Source organism: Parabacteroides sp. AF19-14 (genome assembly GCF_003635485.1).
In the GTDB taxonomy this organism is placed as follows: Bacteria; Bacteroidota; Bacteroidia; order Bacteroidales; family Tannerellaceae; genus Parabacteroides; species Parabacteroides distasonis.
Genome location: NZ_QTMJ01000009.1, coordinates 1 through 17,364 on the forward strand (window position 1 = coordinate 1; position 17,364 = coordinate 17,364).

General features: G+C 44.4%; 15 protein-coding genes and 1 pseudogene. 2 read left to right on the plus strand and 14 right to left on the minus strand.

The window, feature by feature from the left end; genetic code table 11:
- Positions 1-51 precede the first annotated feature (51 nt).
- Positions 52-1,950: a glycosyltransferase 87 family protein gene (locus DWX33_RS10525; protein ID WP_122380355.1), complete on the minus strand. Its 1,899-nt coding sequence runs from the start codon at positions 1,948-1,950 to the stop codon at positions 52-54.
- Between the two features lie 145 nt (positions 1,951-2,095).
- Here DWX33_RS10525 and trmB point away from each other — a divergent pair, with 145 nt between their 5' ends.
- Together trmB and DWX33_RS10535 are read left to right on the plus strand one after the other, a co-directional pair.
- Positions 2,096-2,854 (plus strand): tRNA (guanosine(46)-N7)-methyltransferase TrmB, encoded by a 759-nt coding sequence (gene trmB, locus DWX33_RS10530; RefSeq protein ID WP_012056121.1) that lies wholly within the window; start codon positions 2,096-2,098, stop codon positions 2,852-2,854.
- A gap of 27 nt (positions 2,855-2,881) precedes the next feature.
- Positions 2,882-3,991, plus strand: coding sequence for an Mrp/NBP35 family ATP-binding protein (locus DWX33_RS10535; protein ID WP_005859141.1), 1,110 nt, complete (start codon positions 2,882-2,884; stop codon positions 3,989-3,991).
- Positions 3,992-4,108: 117 nt separating this feature from the next.
- Here the strand turns inward: DWX33_RS10535 and DWX33_RS10540 are convergent, their stop codons facing one another.
- From DWX33_RS10540 to DWX33_RS10600, 13 genes and pseudogenes are all read right to left on the minus strand, one after another.
- Entirely contained in the window at positions 4,109-5,263 is a 1,155-nt protein-coding gene (locus tag DWX33_RS10540) for an acyltransferase (protein ID WP_122380356.1), read from the minus strand.
- A 99-nt stretch (positions 5,264-5,362) separates the two neighbouring features.
- The gene (gene hutH / locus DWX33_RS10545; protein ID WP_122380357.1) at positions 5,363-6,859 is read right to left on the minus strand and encodes a histidine ammonia-lyase; all 1,497 of its coding nucleotides are present in this window, start codon (positions 6,857-6,859) and stop codon (positions 5,363-5,365) included.
- A gap of 3 nt (positions 6,860-6,862) precedes the next feature.
- Positions 6,863-7,486, minus strand: coding sequence for a cyclodeaminase/cyclohydrolase family protein (locus tag DWX33_RS10550; protein WP_008779294.1), 624 nt, complete (start codon positions 7,484-7,486; stop codon positions 6,863-6,865).
- Positions 7,487-7,521: 35 nt separating this feature from the next.
- Entirely contained in the window at positions 7,522-8,772 is a 1,251-nt protein-coding gene (hutI, locus tag DWX33_RS10555) for an imidazolonepropionase (RefSeq protein ID WP_005867814.1), read from the minus strand.
- A gap of 3 nt (positions 8,773-8,775) precedes the next feature.
- Positions 8,776-9,681 carry a glutamate formimidoyltransferase gene (gene ftcD, locus DWX33_RS10560; RefSeq protein ID WP_122144042.1) on the minus strand — a complete coding sequence of 302 codons (906 nt, stop codon included), beginning with the start codon at positions 9,679-9,681 and terminating at the stop codon, positions 8,776-8,778.
- Complete coding sequence (locus tag DWX33_RS10565) at positions 9,678-11,681, minus strand: urocanate hydratase (RefSeq protein ID WP_122380358.1); 2,004 nt, start codon at positions 11,679-11,681, stop codon at positions 9,678-9,680. Before DWX33_RS10565 ends, ftcD begins: the two co-directional genes overlap by 4 nt.
- Positions 11,682-12,110: 429 nt before the next feature.
- Positions 12,111-12,521, minus strand: a complete 411-nt coding sequence (locus DWX33_RS10575; protein WP_005859157.1) for a type II toxin-antitoxin system VapC family toxin — start codon at positions 12,519-12,521, stop codon at positions 12,111-12,113.
- The gene (locus tag DWX33_RS10580) at positions 12,518-12,760 is read right to left on the minus strand and encodes a hypothetical protein (RefSeq protein ID WP_005859159.1); all 243 of its coding nucleotides are present in this window, start codon (positions 12,758-12,760) and stop codon (positions 12,518-12,520) included. The genes DWX33_RS10575 and DWX33_RS10580 overlap by 4 nt, the downstream gene beginning before the upstream one ends.
- Before the next feature lie 410 nt (positions 12,761-13,170).
- A complete protein-coding gene (locus tag DWX33_RS10585) occupies positions 13,171-14,415 on the minus strand; it encodes a DegT/DnrJ/EryC1/StrS aminotransferase family protein (protein ID WP_122380359.1) in 1,245 nt (414 codons plus the stop codon).
- A gap of 15 nt (positions 14,416-14,430) precedes the next feature.
- Positions 14,431-15,099, minus strand: coding sequence for an HAD family hydrolase (locus DWX33_RS10590; RefSeq protein ID WP_122380360.1), 669 nt, complete (start codon positions 15,097-15,099; stop codon positions 14,431-14,433).
- Positions 15,092-16,162, minus strand: coding sequence for an ATP-grasp domain-containing protein (locus tag DWX33_RS10595; RefSeq protein ID WP_122380413.1), 1,071 nt, complete (start codon positions 16,160-16,162; stop codon positions 15,092-15,094). The genes DWX33_RS10590 and DWX33_RS10595 overlap by 8 nt, the downstream gene beginning before the upstream one ends.
- A pseudogene (locus tag DWX33_RS22540) lies at positions 16,151-16,732 on the minus strand (acetyltransferase); the annotation flags it as partial. The gene DWX33_RS10595 and the pseudogene DWX33_RS22540, both read right to left, overlap by 12 nt.
- 8 nt (positions 16,733-16,740) lie before the next feature.
- Positions 16,741-17,349, minus strand: coding sequence for a sugar transferase (locus DWX33_RS10600; RefSeq protein WP_122380361.1), 609 nt, complete (start codon positions 17,347-17,349; stop codon positions 16,741-16,743).
- Positions 17,350-17,364: the final 15 nt, after the last annotated feature.

Consider the following 17,364-nt stretch of genomic DNA (forward strand, 5'->3'; position numbering starts at 1 on the left):
TAGAATTAAAGAATTTTCCCCCTGATTTATCGGGTGAGCCCTGTAATCCTCCTACCCTCTCCAAGCGATTAAAAATAAGTTCTTTAATTCTTCCGCAAGGACTCCACGACGCATATTGGGAAGATGAACGTTATCCCGCAAATCAGCGGGCATGTCTTTAATAAGTACATCCGACTCCTGCGAAGCCTTATAAATAAACTCCGTATCAAATAAAAAGCGATTCACCTGAGTTGAGGCCAAGAACGATTTTCCCCGCTGGTTAAAACCTTTCAAACCTCCTTGAGCATCCGTATGCGTTAATCCTAGAAGCGTAAAATTCAATATACGGGAAGCATAACTCATAATCTTTCTTCGAGTACTTAAATGGGTATAATAAGTATGATTCCGCACGGCGATAACGACATCATATCCCGATTCCAACCATTCTACCATCCGGCAGATAGAATCCGTCTCATACGGAAAATCATAATCCGTATATAAAGTAATGGATGAAGTGGAATGAGACAAGCCAGCCCTAACAGCGGCTCCTTTTCCCTTATTCGTATCATAACTTACGATCATCGTATCAGGGAGAGCCTCCAGAAGACGTCCCACCGCATCCTTCGTAAATCCTCTCTTCGAAGCGTCATTCACGACGATAAAACGAAGTGAGCGACCTTTAAGCATCTTTACCAATTCCGCATGTTTCTCGATCATCAAACGTTCCCAGCCTTCTTGTGGGTTATAACAAGGCAAGATAAGGTCGATCGCCTCCTCTTTACCCGGGAGAGTCTTCGGCCGATGAAGCGGCTCTGAAAAATCCAATGTCAATTGCTCCCATACGATCTTAAACCAGATCAACACACAAGGTAGTGCTTTCAACGCATAAGGAATAACATACGTTTTCCGGATATAACAGGGAAATATATCTGTAGGGGAAAGGGATGTAAGAATAAAACAGAAAACGAATAGTACCGTATTCAAGACAGGAGTCGTCTTACGGGTAGGCGTACCTATATACCAAAGGCAGACGGCTATCATGGCTCCCAAATATCCGCTATTCTCTGTTCCGGAGCTAAAAAGAACCATGAACAAAAGAGTAGAGCAAAGAAAATGCATGCGGAACCGCCGGTTATCATATTGATTTATCCTAAAATAAGGAGCAATAAATAAAAGTAGCCCGGGGATAACCAACCAGAGATCACTATACGTATTGACTCCCGAAATCTTACGAACCATCCCCAACAAAGAGATATTTGTATAAGGAGTAAATAAATTCTCTACATTCTTATCGAGAAGTACCTCATACCATTTCACGTATTGACTTGCCACATATTGAGGAGACGTATATAACATCGGAAGAACATACAAGACTATGCCCCAGAAAATAAGTCCTTTCAAAAAGGCGATCCGGCGTTTTGAGAATAGCAGGAAAGCAAGACCGACAATGCCATAAATCTTAGTCATCGTACCCAAGACAATCATTAGCGCCGCCCAAAACTCCTGTTTCCGCTCAATAAAAATAAACGAGAATAAAATCATGCCGGCTATGGCTATGTTAAATTGCTGCATAAGAACACACGTAAACAACTCATTCAAGCATACCCAAATGACAAACGCCTGTTTCCAATCCGCCAATCCGAGTTTACGGATAGCCATATAAAGCAGCAAGCTATTCGCGAGACACCATAGCAACATCCCGATATAAGGAGAGAAGAGGGAGAAAGGCGCTATTATAGCCGTAAAAGGGATCCCGTATAAAAACCGGTCGTGGTATTCATTCGGATAATATATATAAAGGTCTTTCAACTCTAACGCATGGAAAAAGGAAGCCCTATAAATCATAAAGTTATTATAAGTCCTTCCCACAGGTAATTTCAATAAGCAAGCGACAAGGGCCGTCGCAAACCAAACAAATCCGACAAACCTCGGATTCTTAAATATCGGGCGTCTAAAAAATACTCTCAACATATCCTTTTTTATTCGTTACAACTCCACTTTCAAATAAAACTTCTGACAGCCTATATGTTCAAAAGACTCGCCAACGCATAAAAACCCCTATCTAAAACAGTAGAAAAAACGTAAAAAGCATTTTTTTAAGTATTATCTTCGCGACATGGGAAAGAATAAATTAGCTAAGTTTGACGATATGGCGGGCTATCCGCACGTATTCCAATACCCTTTCGCCGCCCTACAAGAAAAAGGGTTTGATATGAAAGGACAGTGGCATGAACGTTTTTTCAAGAACGACCATCCTATTGTCTTGGAATTGGGATGTGGAAAAGGGGAATATACCGTAGGTTTGGGAAAGCTTTTCCCAAATAAGAATTTTATTGGTGTCGATATCAAGGGAGCACGTATGTGGACCGGAGCGAAAGAATCGCTGGAAGCCGGGATGAGTAACGTGGCTTTCCTACGTACGAGTATCGAATTGATTTCCTATTTCTTCGCTCCGGGCGAAGTAGCCGAGATCTGGATCACATTTCCTGACCCTCAAATGAAAAAGGTCAATAAGCGTCTGACTGGAACCCGTTTTATGAAAATGTATCGGGAAATCCTTTCCGGAGATGGTATTATCCATTTAAAAACGGACAGTAACTTCATGTATACCTATACGTGCGAGATGGTAAAAACGAACCATTATCCCGTATTGTTCAGTACAGACGACCTATATCATTCCAATCTGGCGGATGAGATCTTATCCATCAAGACCTATTACGAGCAACAATGGCTAGATCGTGGCTTAAACATCAAATACATCAAATTTGTTTGTGAGGAAAGGGAGCGATTGGTGGAACCTGACGTAGAAATAGAGTTAGATCCTTATCGTAGCTTTAATCGCAGTAAGCGAAGCGCTTTGGCTTCTGGTAAATAAAAGAATGACTTAAAAAAATCAACAGATATGACAATCTATCCGAATCTGATTATTGAGGCGTTGAAGAACGTTCGTTACCCGGGTACGGGAAAGGACATCGTTTCCATGGGCCTCGTAGAAGACAACATTCGTATCGATGGTATGAATGTCACCTTCTCGTTATTATTCGAGAAGCCGAATGATCCGTTTATCCGCTCCGTAGTAAAAGCCGCGGAGACAGCTATCTTAACCTATGTTAGCCCGGAGGTGAATATCAAGGGGAACATCACGGTAAAAGCCCGTCAGTTAGCTCGCCCGGAACCGGATAAATTATTACCGCAAGTAAAAAATATTATCGCCGTATCTTCCGGTAAAGGAGGAGTTGGTAAAAGTACCGTTGCCGCTAATCTGGCTGTCGCACTGGCTTTACAAGGATATAAGGTAGGGTTGCTGGATGCCGATATATTCGGGCCGTCCCAACCCAAGATGTTCAACCTAGAAGAGGCTCGCCCTTATATGGAAGAGGTAGAGGGCAGGGAACTGATCAAGCCGGCCGAAAATTATGGTGTCAAGATGTTATCCATCGGCTTTTTCGTTAATAAAAACGACGCAGTCCTATGGCGTGGAGCAATGGCTAGCAACGCATTGAAGCAATTGATCGGCGACGCCAACTGGGGTGAGCTTGATTATTTCTTAATCGATTTACCTCCCGGAACGAGTGATATCCATTTGACAATGGTACAAACACTAGCGATAACCGGAGCCGTGGTGGTAAGTACGCCGCAAGAGGTTGCTTTAGCGGACGCTCGTAAGGGTATCAGCATGTTCACTGGAGATAAGGTTAATGTCCCTGTTTTAGGATTGATCGAGAATATGGCTTGGTTTACCCCTGCGGAATTACCGGAAAACAAATATTATATATTCGGAAAGGAAGGTTGTAAACGCCTAGCTGAGGAACTGAACGTGCCGTTACTGGGACAGATTCCTATCGTACAAAGTATCTGCGAAGGAGGAGATCAAGGTAAGCCGGTAGCGTTGAACCCGGACTCGATCACAGGAAAAGCATTCCAAGAATTGGCCGAGAATGTAGTCAAGCAGATAGACTATCGCAACGAGCATCTGGCTCCGACAGAGCGAGTGATTGTAACCAAGAAATAAAGATGATTTATACGTATATACGTGTGGTCTCGCACGTATATACGTATCGTCCTACACGTACGCTCGCATGGGCCTACGCCTATATACGTATCAGCCTATGCGAACGTACGTATAAATTCAGCCCACAATATACTTGGCTTTCTTACCGCAAATCTTTCTGATACCCAACACAATCAGCCAAGATACAGCGAATGCTACCACAGAAGCGGCAGGAATCTGTAAACCCAAAGGGATATTCAAGGCTCTCGCCAACAGCACGCTGGGTCCCGTAAAGAAATAATGTACCATATAGATACCGAAACCGCATATGGTTAAATTCGCCAACATTCGCTTAATCGTATCCGACTTAACATTTACCTTCTTCGCCAGTAAGAAGATAGGAATCGTCATCATCACCACATTGGGAGAACAATAATAGAAGAATAACTCTAACTGTTCCTCCGTGTAAGCAGGCAAAGCGGTCGTATAGCGGAAACCGAAGAAAGTAATGGCATAGCCTACGACAAACATAGGAATGCCTATCTCAACGATCTTTCCTAACGACCAATCATGATTCCGCAGATAATGCCCCAATAGCAAGTAACCGTTAAACCCGGCGAAATAATAAAGCATACTGAATTCATTCCATGAGCATCCACCCCAAATGTAAGGAGATACGAATTCCCGGTAATAAGGAATAAACAAAGTCACTCCCCAACCTGCCAGAAACCATAATTTCGCCTTATCCGAAACTTTCTCGACCCAAGCGGAGAAGATCGGCAAATAAAGATATAAACCTATCAGTAAATAGATATACCACATATGTACATCCAACAATGAGAAATTGAACGGTATCTGGGCGATATAGCCTAAAGACACACTCAACGATTGACGAGTCACCTCTTCTCCCGAATAAGGGAAGAAATCAAGAATAAGTTCCGGCCTCAAACCAAGCAGCCCCGTAAACCAAGGAAATAAATTATAAATAACAGACCAAATCAAGAAAGGCCAGAATACACGCAATATCCTTTTCTTATAGAAAATAGAAGTCTCTTCCCGGACCGGTAGCAACAAGGCTCCCGTAATCATAACGAACAGAGGTACACAAGGACGAAGAAAAGCCCCATAGGCAGCTCCCCAAAACTTAATATTCCCAATAATCGGAGAATCTCCGGGATAGAAATTAAACGGGTCTGTACAATGACAGCAAACAACAGTAAACATGGCTATCAAGCGTACGACATCCAGCCAAACTACGTGTGTTTTCACGGTAGGATTTGTTACATTTTGCATAAAGTAGATCGATTGTGTTTAGATTGACGGCGAAAATACAAAATAATCCAGCCGAATAGGAGATTCAGCTGGATTTCTAACCTCTATTAACGATATTCATTAATATACAAAGTCTTTCCTACGAATAAACGCCACCGTACGATGTATTTCCGTGTACATAATAATATCCTCATCGATAAATGGCACCTCTTTCCGGTAATCCTTCAAGAACTTCTCCAACACAGGGGAGGTCTTAGCCGGACGACGGAACTCGATTCCTTGTGCCGCATTCATCAGCTCGATCGCCAAGATATGATCCAAGTTGTCCATGATCTTAAACAATTTTGTCGCCGCATTCGCCCCCATACTCACATGATCCTCTTGTCCATTACTGGACACGATAGAATCGCTGCTCGCCGCATAGCAATACATCTTATTCTGGCTTACCATACTAGCAGCCGCATATTGAGGGATCATGAAACCGGAGTTCAGGCCGGGATTAGCGACCAAGAACTCAGGCAATCCCCGCAAACCCATGATTAATTGAGCGACACGACGTTCCGATATATTTCCTAACTCAGCCAAGGCAATCGCCAAGAAATCATAAGAAATCGCCAAGGGCTGACCGTGGAAATTACCGCCGGAAATAATCTTATCCTCCTCCGGGAAGATCGTCGGGTTATCCGTCACGGAATTTACTTCGGTAAGCAGGACATTCGCCACATAATTGATAGCGTCTTTCGTAGCCCCATGCACTTGAGGGATACAACGGAATGAATACGGGTCCTGAACATGTTCCTTTTTCCGGGCGATTAACTCACTTCCCTCCAATAGCCGTCGAAAAGCGGCCCCGGTCTCGATTTGTCCGGGATGCGGACGCATCTGCTGGATACAATCCATGAAAGGATCGATACGCCCATCGAAAGCCTCCAAGGATAAAGCGGCGATCAGATCCGCTTTTTTGGACAGGCTAAACGCACGCATCAAGGCGAATACGCCATTGGCGCTCATAAATTGCGTACCGTTCAATAAAGCTAACCCCTCCTTGCTTTTCAGCTTCACAGGCTTCCAAGCGAACTCGTCCAATACGCTGATTGCTTCCCGTTTGCGGCCCTTATAATAAACGTCACCCACGCCGATCAGAGGCAGGAACAAATTCGCCAGAGGCGCCAAATCACCGGAAGCGCCTAAAGAGCCACGATCATACACGATCGGAAGCACGTCATTATTGAAAAAATCCAGAATACGTTGTACGGTGATCACCTGTACGCCACTATGCCCCAACGAAAGGGCATGCGCTTTCAATAACATCATCAAACGAACGATCACCGGACTTACCTCATCCCCTACGCTACAGGCATGACTTTTCACCAAGTTCTCTTGCAAGGTGCTCAATTCGTCCGGAGAGATATTCTTATTACATAAGGACCCGAAACCGGTAGTAATCCCATACAAAGGCCCCTCCTGTTGCTCGATCTTATGATCCAAGTAATCCCGGCAACGCTGGATGCGCTCCTTCACCTCGGGTGAAAGCTCCAACTTCATATTTTGAGTAAGTATCCGTTCGATTCCCTCAAAAGAGAGAGGCTCGGAACCCACATAATAAACATTACTCATATGCTATAATTTAGTCTTCACCCAATCCAATAACTTTTGCTCTACACGGATAGCGTTCGCCTCCAGTTCATCCGCTTTCTTCCGCATCATTCCGACGAACACCTCGTCTTGGATGGACGTTAAGTTAATTCGGACATTCAATAAAGCCCCCAATACACAAGTACGGGCAGCCATCATCGCCACGCAAGCATCCGTGACGGCATTCTGATTACCTTTGTGAGCCACATAGATAATCGTCTCCATTACGGAACCGATCTCCTCCGCCACCCTCATCGGAACAATAGCCGCCTCCTTCGTTGCGCTCTGTATCGCATTCGTACGGATCACCTGTTCGTCAGGCGTTTCTTTCGGCAACTTAAAAGCGGAGAATACACGATCATAAGCCTCGCTGTCCTTATCGATATATTCAGTAAGACGCTCACGGATCAAAGCCGCCTCGATAGCGATCGTCTTCATTTGTCCTTCCACTTCCGCATATTTCTTTTTACCAACAGTCAGATGGGCCACCATCTCTGTCAAAGCTGCCGCTATAGCGCCATTCAAGGCAGATATACTTCCACCACCGGGAACGGGAGCACTACCCGCCGTTTCCGCCAAAAAATCTTTAATTGTCAAGTCTGCTAACATAGTATTTTGATTTAAATGATTCAACAATTCTTATCTTACATCATATAAAGTTCCCCATCCTTAATTACAGTATCCACGAGATTCATTCCCACATGATAAGGTAGGAACTTATAAGACGGGTATTTCAGCAAGATCACGTCCGCACGTTTTCCCACGCTGATACTTCCAATCTCGGAGGCACGTCCCACAGCTGCGGCTCCATTAATGGTCAATGCCGTTACCGCTTCTTCAGGGCTCATCTTCATATAGATACAGGCCAAGGCTATCATCATCGGGATCGAGGCAGAGAAACAACTTCCCGGATTTAGATCGGAAGCTAAAGCCACCGCGCAACCGGCATCTATCATCTTCCTTGCAGGCGCATACGGCTCATTCAAGGAAAAGGCAGTCAGCGGAAGTAAGGTAGCCACGACACCCGCTCTTGCCAGACGTTTGATGCCTGTGTCCGATATATGTAACAAATGATCAGCACTTACACACTTCAAGGAGGCCGCCAGTTCCGCCCCTCCGAAAGGAACGATCTCATCCGCATGCATCTTCAATTTAAAACGATGATGACGGGCGGCACGAAGCAAGCGCTCACTCTGTTCTAACGAGAAAACGCCTTTCTCACAAAACACATCACAAAACGTAACCGTATGTTCGGCTCGTATGGCAGGAAGAACTTCCTCGATCATATAATCCACATAATCGTCCGTACGACCGGCAAATTCAGGAGGAACAGCATGAGCTCCCAAAAAGGTCGATACGACATCCATCGGATGAGACTCATTCAGGTCCGACATGACACGAAGCTGAACTAATTCTGTTTGCAAATCCAAACCATAACCACTTTTCCCCTCCACCGTGGTAACACCCATGGAGAATAACTCATCCAAACGTTCTTCCCCTCTGTCCCATAGTGTATCGAAATCACTTTCACGGGTAGCTTTCATCGTATTCACGATACCTCCACCACGCTCCATGATCGACATATAACTATCTCCCCGCAATCGCCAAGAGAACTCCTCCTCCCGATAACCGCCAAAGATAAAATGCGTATGGCTATCTACAAATCCGGGTAACACCGCTTGGTTCTCCGCCCGAATCTCCAAATAATCCTCCGCATGGATGTTTCGAAGTACCTCCTCCGTAGGTCCTACATGCGTAATAACCCCATCAGACATCGCTACGGCTCCATCCTCGATAACGCCTAAATCAGACATCTCCGCTCCCCGTCGCGCCTTATCCCCATGGCAAGTGACGATCTGGGCAGCATTCCTGATTAATATCTTGCTATTCTCCATACGCTATTCCATAATACGAGCTTCCAGCACCTGATTCATTGAGAAATCCTCCAATCCCAAATAGTAAGAGGCCGTATCGATCAACGCCTCCATAGGAACCAAGCCGATAATCTCGCTCCCCACCACCGGAACACCATATCTGCGAGCTTCGATACGAACTAACTCGAAGGCCCGGTACAAGGCCGTACGGGTATAATCGGTCATATTAATAGAGACCTGTACGATACCACGTTCCTTCAACTCAACCCCCATCGCTTTACAATAGCGTAAACCTCCGCCGATGAAACGGATTTTCTTCGCTATATCCGTAGCGATCTGCAATTGATTCGTTCCTAAGTTCACATTATAGGCGACCAAAGGCATACGGGCTCCTATGGCGACCGTACCGGCTGTCGGATGTCTTTCGGCCGGACCAAAATCAGGTTTCCACTCCGGTTGATGGATTTTCTCAGCCATCCCTTCAAACTCTCCTTTACGGATCGCCGCCAGATTCTCCCGGTAAGGGGCGGAAGCCGATTTTTCATATAAGAAGACCGGCACGGCATAATGAGCGCCCACTTCCTCCCCTACTTCCTTAGACAAGGCGATCGCCTCTTCCATCGTACATCCGCGAATCGGTATAAAAGGAACCACATCTACGGCCCCCATTCGAGGATGTTGACCGCTATGCTTGTTTAAATCGATCAGCTCAACGGCAACTCCAATGGCCTCCAATACAGCTTGTTTTAAAGCGACTGGCTCCCCTACCACGGTAACAACCAAACGATTGTGATCCTCGTCATTACTATAGTCCAACAGTTTAACACCCGTCTTAGCCCGGAAAGGCGCTACGATCTTATCTATCTTCTCCTGATCCCGTCCTTCACTGAAGTTAGGGACACATTCCATAATCTTATTCCAAGTACTCATACCTTTTTATTTAATGATGTTTGTACGATTTCATGAATAAACGCCCTCTCCGGGATATACGGGAGGGTAATATGATACTGTTCGCCACGGTTCTCATTGAAAGTAGCGCTCGTACGCATCGCATTCGGGTTACGGGCCCATGAGCGACGGGCGACACCCCCCATCACGTCCCATATCATAGCAGAGCGAAGTATCTCGTCCACCCGCTCACTACCATCGAGAACCATACCGAAACCTCCGTTTATCGCCTTACCGATACCAACCCCTCCACCATTATGAAGAGCGACCAAGCTCATGCCCCGGGCGGCATTTCCGGCGAAGCACTGCACCGCCATATCAGCCATCACATTGCTTCCGTCCCGTATATTAGAGGTCTCACGGAATGGAGAATCCGTACCGCTCACGTCATGATGGTCTCGTCCCAACATAATCGGGCCTACCTCCCCATCACGTACCATTCGGTTAAACTCAAGGGCGATCTTCAAGCGCCCCTCAGCGTCTTGATATAAGATCCGGGCTTGCGTACCCACCACCAAACGGTTCTTCTCTGCGTCACGTATCCAATTATAATTATCCATATCCTGCCCTCTTCGAGTCGGATCGATACACGCCATAGCCGCATGATCCGTGCGAATCAAATCTTCCGGCTTACCGCTTAAACATACCCAGCGGAAAGGACCGTACCCATAATCAAATAATTCCGGCCCCATGATATCTTCCACATAAGAAGGCCATATAAAACCATCTTTCTCATCCACACCGTTACGGGAAATCTCATGTACACCGGCATCATAGATCGCTTTCATGAAGGAGTTCCCATAGTCAAAGAAATAGGTACCCCGGGCAACCAGACGCTTGATCACCTCGAAATGTCGCTTCAACGTTTTATCGACCAAAGCACAAAAGTCTTCCCGGTGATGAGCCAATAATTCCGTACGTTCCTCAAACGTCACGCCTGCCGGACAATAACCACCTTCATAGACCGCATGACACGAGGTCTGGTCACTCAAAAGGTCGATGGAAAGCCCCTGTTTATCGGCATATTCCAATAAATCCACGATATTGCCATGAAAAGCGATAGAGATCGGTTCTTTCTTACGAATCGCCTCATCGGCTAAGGAGAAAGCTTTCCCCATATCATCCGTCACATGCTGGACCCATCCTTGGCATCGGCGTGTCTCGATACGGGAAGCGTCTACCTCGGCGATTATACTGGCAGCACCGGCAATCACGGCGGCTTTAGGTTGAGCGCCACTCATTCCTCCTAAACCGGAAGATACAAACAGATAGCCTCGCAAATCCTTATCTTGTGGAATCCCTAATTTCTTACGTCCGGCATTCAACAATGTATTAAACGTACCGTGTACGATACCTTGCGGGCCGATATACATCCAACCTCCGGCCGTCATCTGTCCATAATTAGCGACTCCCATTTGGGCGGCGATATGCCAATCCTTTTGGTTATCGAACATTCCCACCATCATGGAGTTCGTGATAATCACCCGTGGGGCATCCGGCTTGGAATGAAACAATCCCAGAGGATGCCCGGATTCGATCACCAAGGTCTGCTCCTCGGTCAGCTCCTCCAAATACTTCTTAATCAAACGATATTGCATCCAATTCTGGCAGACCTGCCCAGTCTCGCCATACGTAACTAACTCATAAGGATACAAAGCGATATCAAAGCAAAGGTTATTATCGATCATTACTTGAAAGGCCTTTCCCTCGATACATTGACCTTTATATTCAGAGATAGGCTTCGCTTTCAAGTCTCCCTGCGGACGGTAGCGATAACCATAGATCCGTCCCCGGGTCAATAATTCCTCCATGAACTCAGGAGCTAGCTTCTCATGTAATTCAACAGGGATGTAACGAAGCGCGTTCATCAATGCCGTTTCTGTTTGAGCGGGCGTAAGCGAATAGCCGCGATCGGGAGCACGGCGAATACCGGAAACGAAGGAAGGATATTCCGGCAAATAGTTATCAAGATGTATTTCCATAACGTGAATGATTTAGTAGGTGCTTACAATCTGCAAGGAATTTCACGGATTCAGCGCCGACAAGTTAGCGATTATCCAAATCCCAGCCAATTATCATTCCATGTTTAGAAGCATAAAAAAGCCCCTGTCTCTCTCATCCTCCCTAAGGGAAAGAAAGACGGGGGCATAATTATAATTGTTCAGTAGTAGAAGTTTTTCCTGATCCATTAGGACCAGCAACAATACAAAGTGTAGGGCGTTTCTCTTTCATTACAAATCACTATTTAGATTCGTTCGATCTATATATCTTCAGTTTTTCTCTCACTTCCTGCATTCTTCGTTTCAGTTCCATCTCCGCTCTAAGTGAACTTTCTCGAGCGGCAATAGCTACTTGCTCCATTATATCTTTCCTATCATGAAGTAACTTTAATTAAATGAATAGATTATCAATTAAATCTTCGCTCTATCAATCCAATTCTCTATTTTAAGATGAGGAATACGTTCTAGGTGCTTTACATTTTCTGTAACTAAAATCAAATCATTTGCTACGGCAGAAGCTCCAATCAACAAATCAAAATCATCTATTAAAAGTCCTTGAGATCGCAATGTGCTTTTTAGTTCAGCGAACATAAGCAAAGAACCGTAAATTGGTAAAACTGTAAACTGCGAGATAAAAGATTCTACCTCTTTCAACATTTTATCCTTTCGATTTGAGCAAGTAGCTCCATATAGAAGTTCGGCAATAGTAATTTCAGAAATAAAGCAATATCGCTTCATTTTATCATCAATCTTCTCATTTAAATGAAATTTCCCTTTCATATAGAAGATACATATGTTGGTATCTAAAAGATAACGCCTCATTCGTCAAAAGATTCAATAGATCGCGTTCCCAAAACACGTGCTTTATTAATTTCAGCAATAATCTCTTCTGCACTTTTGTCATCATCCCAAGCGCCAAACGAATCTTGTATGGATGTCTCTTTCTTTTTACCTCTCAAAAGGCTCTCTGAAAGCTTACGAATGACACGCAACTTTATCTCATCGCTAAACGAAGACAATAAATTTATATAACTATCCGCTATTTTCACCGTTGTATCCATAATCTTTTTCTTTTACAGAAACAAATATAATCATTATTGATTATAATACAGTATTTAGTCTACTTTTTTTGCAAGCGTGAACCACCAATACAGCGTACCCAGTATTTATCAACAGGTTAACCATACCAGTTTTTCTGAACAAAATTCAGATTTCTTATTCTTTAACAATTAAGCGGCTGTTTGAGACGGCTTTGTTATCTCAGCATCCTTGCCGTCTCCATAACGACGAACATAGTCACATGGCAAGAACAAAGCGCCCACATTGTTCAACTTGCAACTTTCTACCAAACACAAAAAAAGGTGCATCAAAATGACACACCCTCCTCGTAACGAAAATAAAATCTTTATGATTAGCCTTTACTTAGGCCTACACAGTAAAACGAATTTAACTCATGGAATAGCTGTTAAAATCAACGCTCAATCAAGCCCCTTATACCTCCAATGATATACTCAATATCCCGATCCGTTACATACGGGCCGGAAGGCAAGCACAACCCGACCTTAAACAAAGATTCGCTCACCCCATTCACGTAAGCCGGACAATCTTTATAGACAGGTTGCTTATGCATCGGTTTCCACAAAGGACGGGATTCTATATCCATCGCATCAAGTCCCACACGCATCGCCTCGACATTGGCATTCGGCTCGCAATCCGTATGTGCGTTAACCGCTACGTGAGTCACACCGCCCGCACCACCAACAGCTCCTTGTACCGTTGCTTGATAAGCATTCTCCTGCCCTTTCACCCTCAATAAAGGATCCAAGACAATCGTATTCAACCAATAATTACTATCAAAACGACCGGAAGGATTCTCATGCAAGGTGATCCCTTTCACATCCTTCAACAGTTCCCGGTATAAATCACACGTATGCTTATGATGAGCCACATGAGCGTCAGCCACCGTCATCTGACCACGCCCGATACCCGCACAAATATTCGATATCCGGTAATTATACCCGATCCGCTCATGCTGGTAATACGGATAAGCCTCCCGAGCCTGCGTAGCGTAGAACATGATCTCCCGCTTAGCCTCTTCATCCGGACAAATCAACGCACCACCACCACTAGTCGTAATCATCTTATTCCCATTGAACGACAGCACCCCATATTCTCCAAACGTACCCAACATACGTCCATCATAGCGAGAACCAAAACCCTCCGCCGCATCCTCTATGACCGGAATCCCATACCGATCAGCGACAGCCATAATCTCATCCACCTTATAAGGCATCCCATATAAGGCCACCGGAACAATCGCTTTCGGTGTTTTTCCCGTCTTCCCGATACGATCTTGAATCGCCTCTTCCAATAACACAGGATCCATATTCCAAGTATCCGCCTCCGAATCCACGAATACAGGCGTAGCCCCCAAATACATGATCGGATGCGAGGAAGCACAGAAGGTAAAGCTCTGTACCAGCACCTCATCCCCCGGCTTCACGCCACAGGCAAGTAACGCCAGATGTACCGCGGCAGTACCGGCAGACAGAGCCACCACATGTTTACCTTCACCCACGAATTCCTCCAGATCTTTCTCAAATCCATTCACGTTCGGACCCAGAGGCACGACCCAGTTCGTATCAAAGGCTTCTTTGATATACATTTGTTCTTTGCCGCTCATGTGAGCAAGGCAAAGATAAATTCGTTTATCCATTGATTATTCTGATTTTTAATCACTTATCAAAAAAACTATTAGATCAATCAACATACTCCAATTTTCAATCATATATTTGGCCTTCAATTCTCCGACAACCTCCATCTGCTTATGGACATTCCGACCATCATCTTTCAAACACACGGTAGTCCACCCTAACCGATTGGGAGCGACAAAATCTTTTGTCACATTATCTCCTATATAATAATATTCCGCATGAGGATATTTATGCTGAAAATACAAGTATCCTTCTTGAGAGGGTTTGGCATAGCCAAACTCCTCGGATATGATACAATCCTCTTTATCAATATATCGTTCTAACCCTAAACTATGAATTTTATTCCACTGAGTAATTTTCCTGCCATCCGTAATCAAACCGATGACACATCCCTGCCTTTTAAGAACCGATAACATATTCTCCACCTCTTCCGATAACACGATAGATGGTATATGCGTCCTATATTTATACAAATAAATATCTATCGGAATATCCAATCCGTAGCATAGGTTAAGGCTTCCAAAAACATCCTTATCTTGATTATAACATTCCTGCATGAAAGGAAGAATATCCTTCTTACCAAAGAAAGATTCTATCCACAAAGCGATCTCCCGATAAGCGGATCTTAGATAATCAATCTCTTTGTAGAGTGTATCATCCAAATCAAAAACCACAACCTTATCCATAGGTTATCACTTCCGAATCATAACGTAGCATCAACGTGTTATCCAACCAATCAGCCGTATAATCAATCTCATACCCTTCATAATACTCTTTGAGCAAATACTCAGCGAAATCCGCTTTCGCATGATAAGACAAGGGATACCCCCCACCAAACCGGGGATTGATCTCTATCCCTACCACATCATTATCAGTTTCTCTATAAAAGAGTTGGATACAGATACATCCTATTACCCCCGGCAAATAATTCATTCGTTCCTTAAGAAAATCCACCAAGAAATTCTTTCGAGTCCGTCCCTTATTGATTTCTCCGGCTCGAATCTCTATCCTCTCTCTTGGCACGATTGCTTTCACCCGGTTATCTTTTCCATAGTACATATCCACCGTGAACTCTTTGTATTCCTTCTTGTCTATATACTCCATAAAGATCAATTTAGGATTATTCAATATTTCCGGAGTAAGTTCTTCCGCACTTTTCACAATATGCAGATCTTGTGACAGCGAACCATCGTATGGCTTCGCAAACAAAGGAAATGTAGGATGATGTTTATCAACCGGATCAGGTACACGAATTCCCAATCTTGTCAGATATTCCCCCGTATTCCTTTTATCCCGGCAAGTTTGCACAAAAGAACTTTCCGGAACAGACACGATAATACCATGTTCCGCAAATAATGATTTATATTTCGCCAACAAAACCAACTCCGTGTCTATGGTAGGTATCACCAAGCCTATCCCGTTCTCAATACAGAGGGTAAGCAATATATCCATGTAGCCTTCATCTGTCACTCTAGGAACTTTAAAGCAGTTGTCTGAAACAATACCGGCGGGAGCCATCTTCGGGTTCATATCCGTTGTAAAGACCTTCCATGCCCGATCACGCCTGTTCAACGCCGCTTTAAAGATATTGACCAACGCAACCCGTTTCCCTGCGGATGTAATGAGAATGTTCCTTTTTTCTTTTTGGGATATTGAACTGACACACTCCAGTGCCGATCGTATAGGTTCAATAAGGTACTCTACCCCCCCGTTAATATTTATTAACTTATTTATATCCAACGATTTCATGACCTCACATCTATTTCCCAAAGCCAACATACCGTCTGGAACATCTTTTGTAATAACAGAACCGGCCCCAATCACACACCAACGCCCTATGGTAACACCGGGAATTATGGTTGTTCCCGCTCCGATCCATGTACCTTCACCGACCTTTACATTCCCACAAAGTGTTGAATGGGGCGAGATATGTACATAATCCCCAATCACTGAATCATGGTCAACAGAAGCTCCCGTATTAATAATGCAATGCTTACCTATTCGTACATCCACTTGCACAACTACACCTTGCATGATAACTGTTCCCTCATCAATCATAGACGAAGGAGATATGATCGCAGATGGATGAATGGCTTTTCCAAATGCCCCTTGCAAACGCAAGCTAATCATGCGACGAATACGGTTGTCTCCTATACTGATAATTAGAGGAAATAGATCAGACCTCCCGTGAAAGACTGGGTATCCATGAAGTTCCCTTATCTCAGAGTTGTCATCAATCAATCCCTCCACTTGCGAACCTTGCGCACACAAAATGTCGATGATCACTTTAGCGTGACCACTTGCGCCATACAAATACATATCTTGATTTAATTATTTCCTGTAAAAAACTCCATCGTCGCCTGTCCCTCTTGTGAGATACCTTCACGCACAAAGACCTTTTTCAAGGTGATGAATAAGATTCTCAGATCCAACAGGAACGAACAATGATCCACATACCAAACATCCAACTCGAACCTCCTCGTCCAGCTGATCGCATTGCGGCCGTTACACTGTGCCCAACCCGTAATACCAGGACGTACCTCATGCCGACGAGCCTGTTCCTTACTATACAAAGGTAGATACTGTACCAATAACGGTCTCGGGCCTATCAAGGCCATATCTCCTTTCAATACATTAAACAATTGCGGTAATTCGTCGATCGAGGTGGAACGGACAAACTTCCCTACCTTCGTCAACCGATCAGCGTCAGGCAACAATCTCCCATCCGCATCCCGCTCATCCGTCATGGTCTTGAACTTAATTACCTTGAAGATCTTACCATTCTTACCCGGACGCTCCTGTAAGAAAAATGCACCGGCTCCCTTATTGGCAAAATGAAGCCATACGGTAATTAACAACAGTATTGGCCAAGTAATAGCCAACACTACAAACACGAGAATGAAGTCAATCATCCTCTTAAAAAAGAATTTATACATATTTATTGATTATGT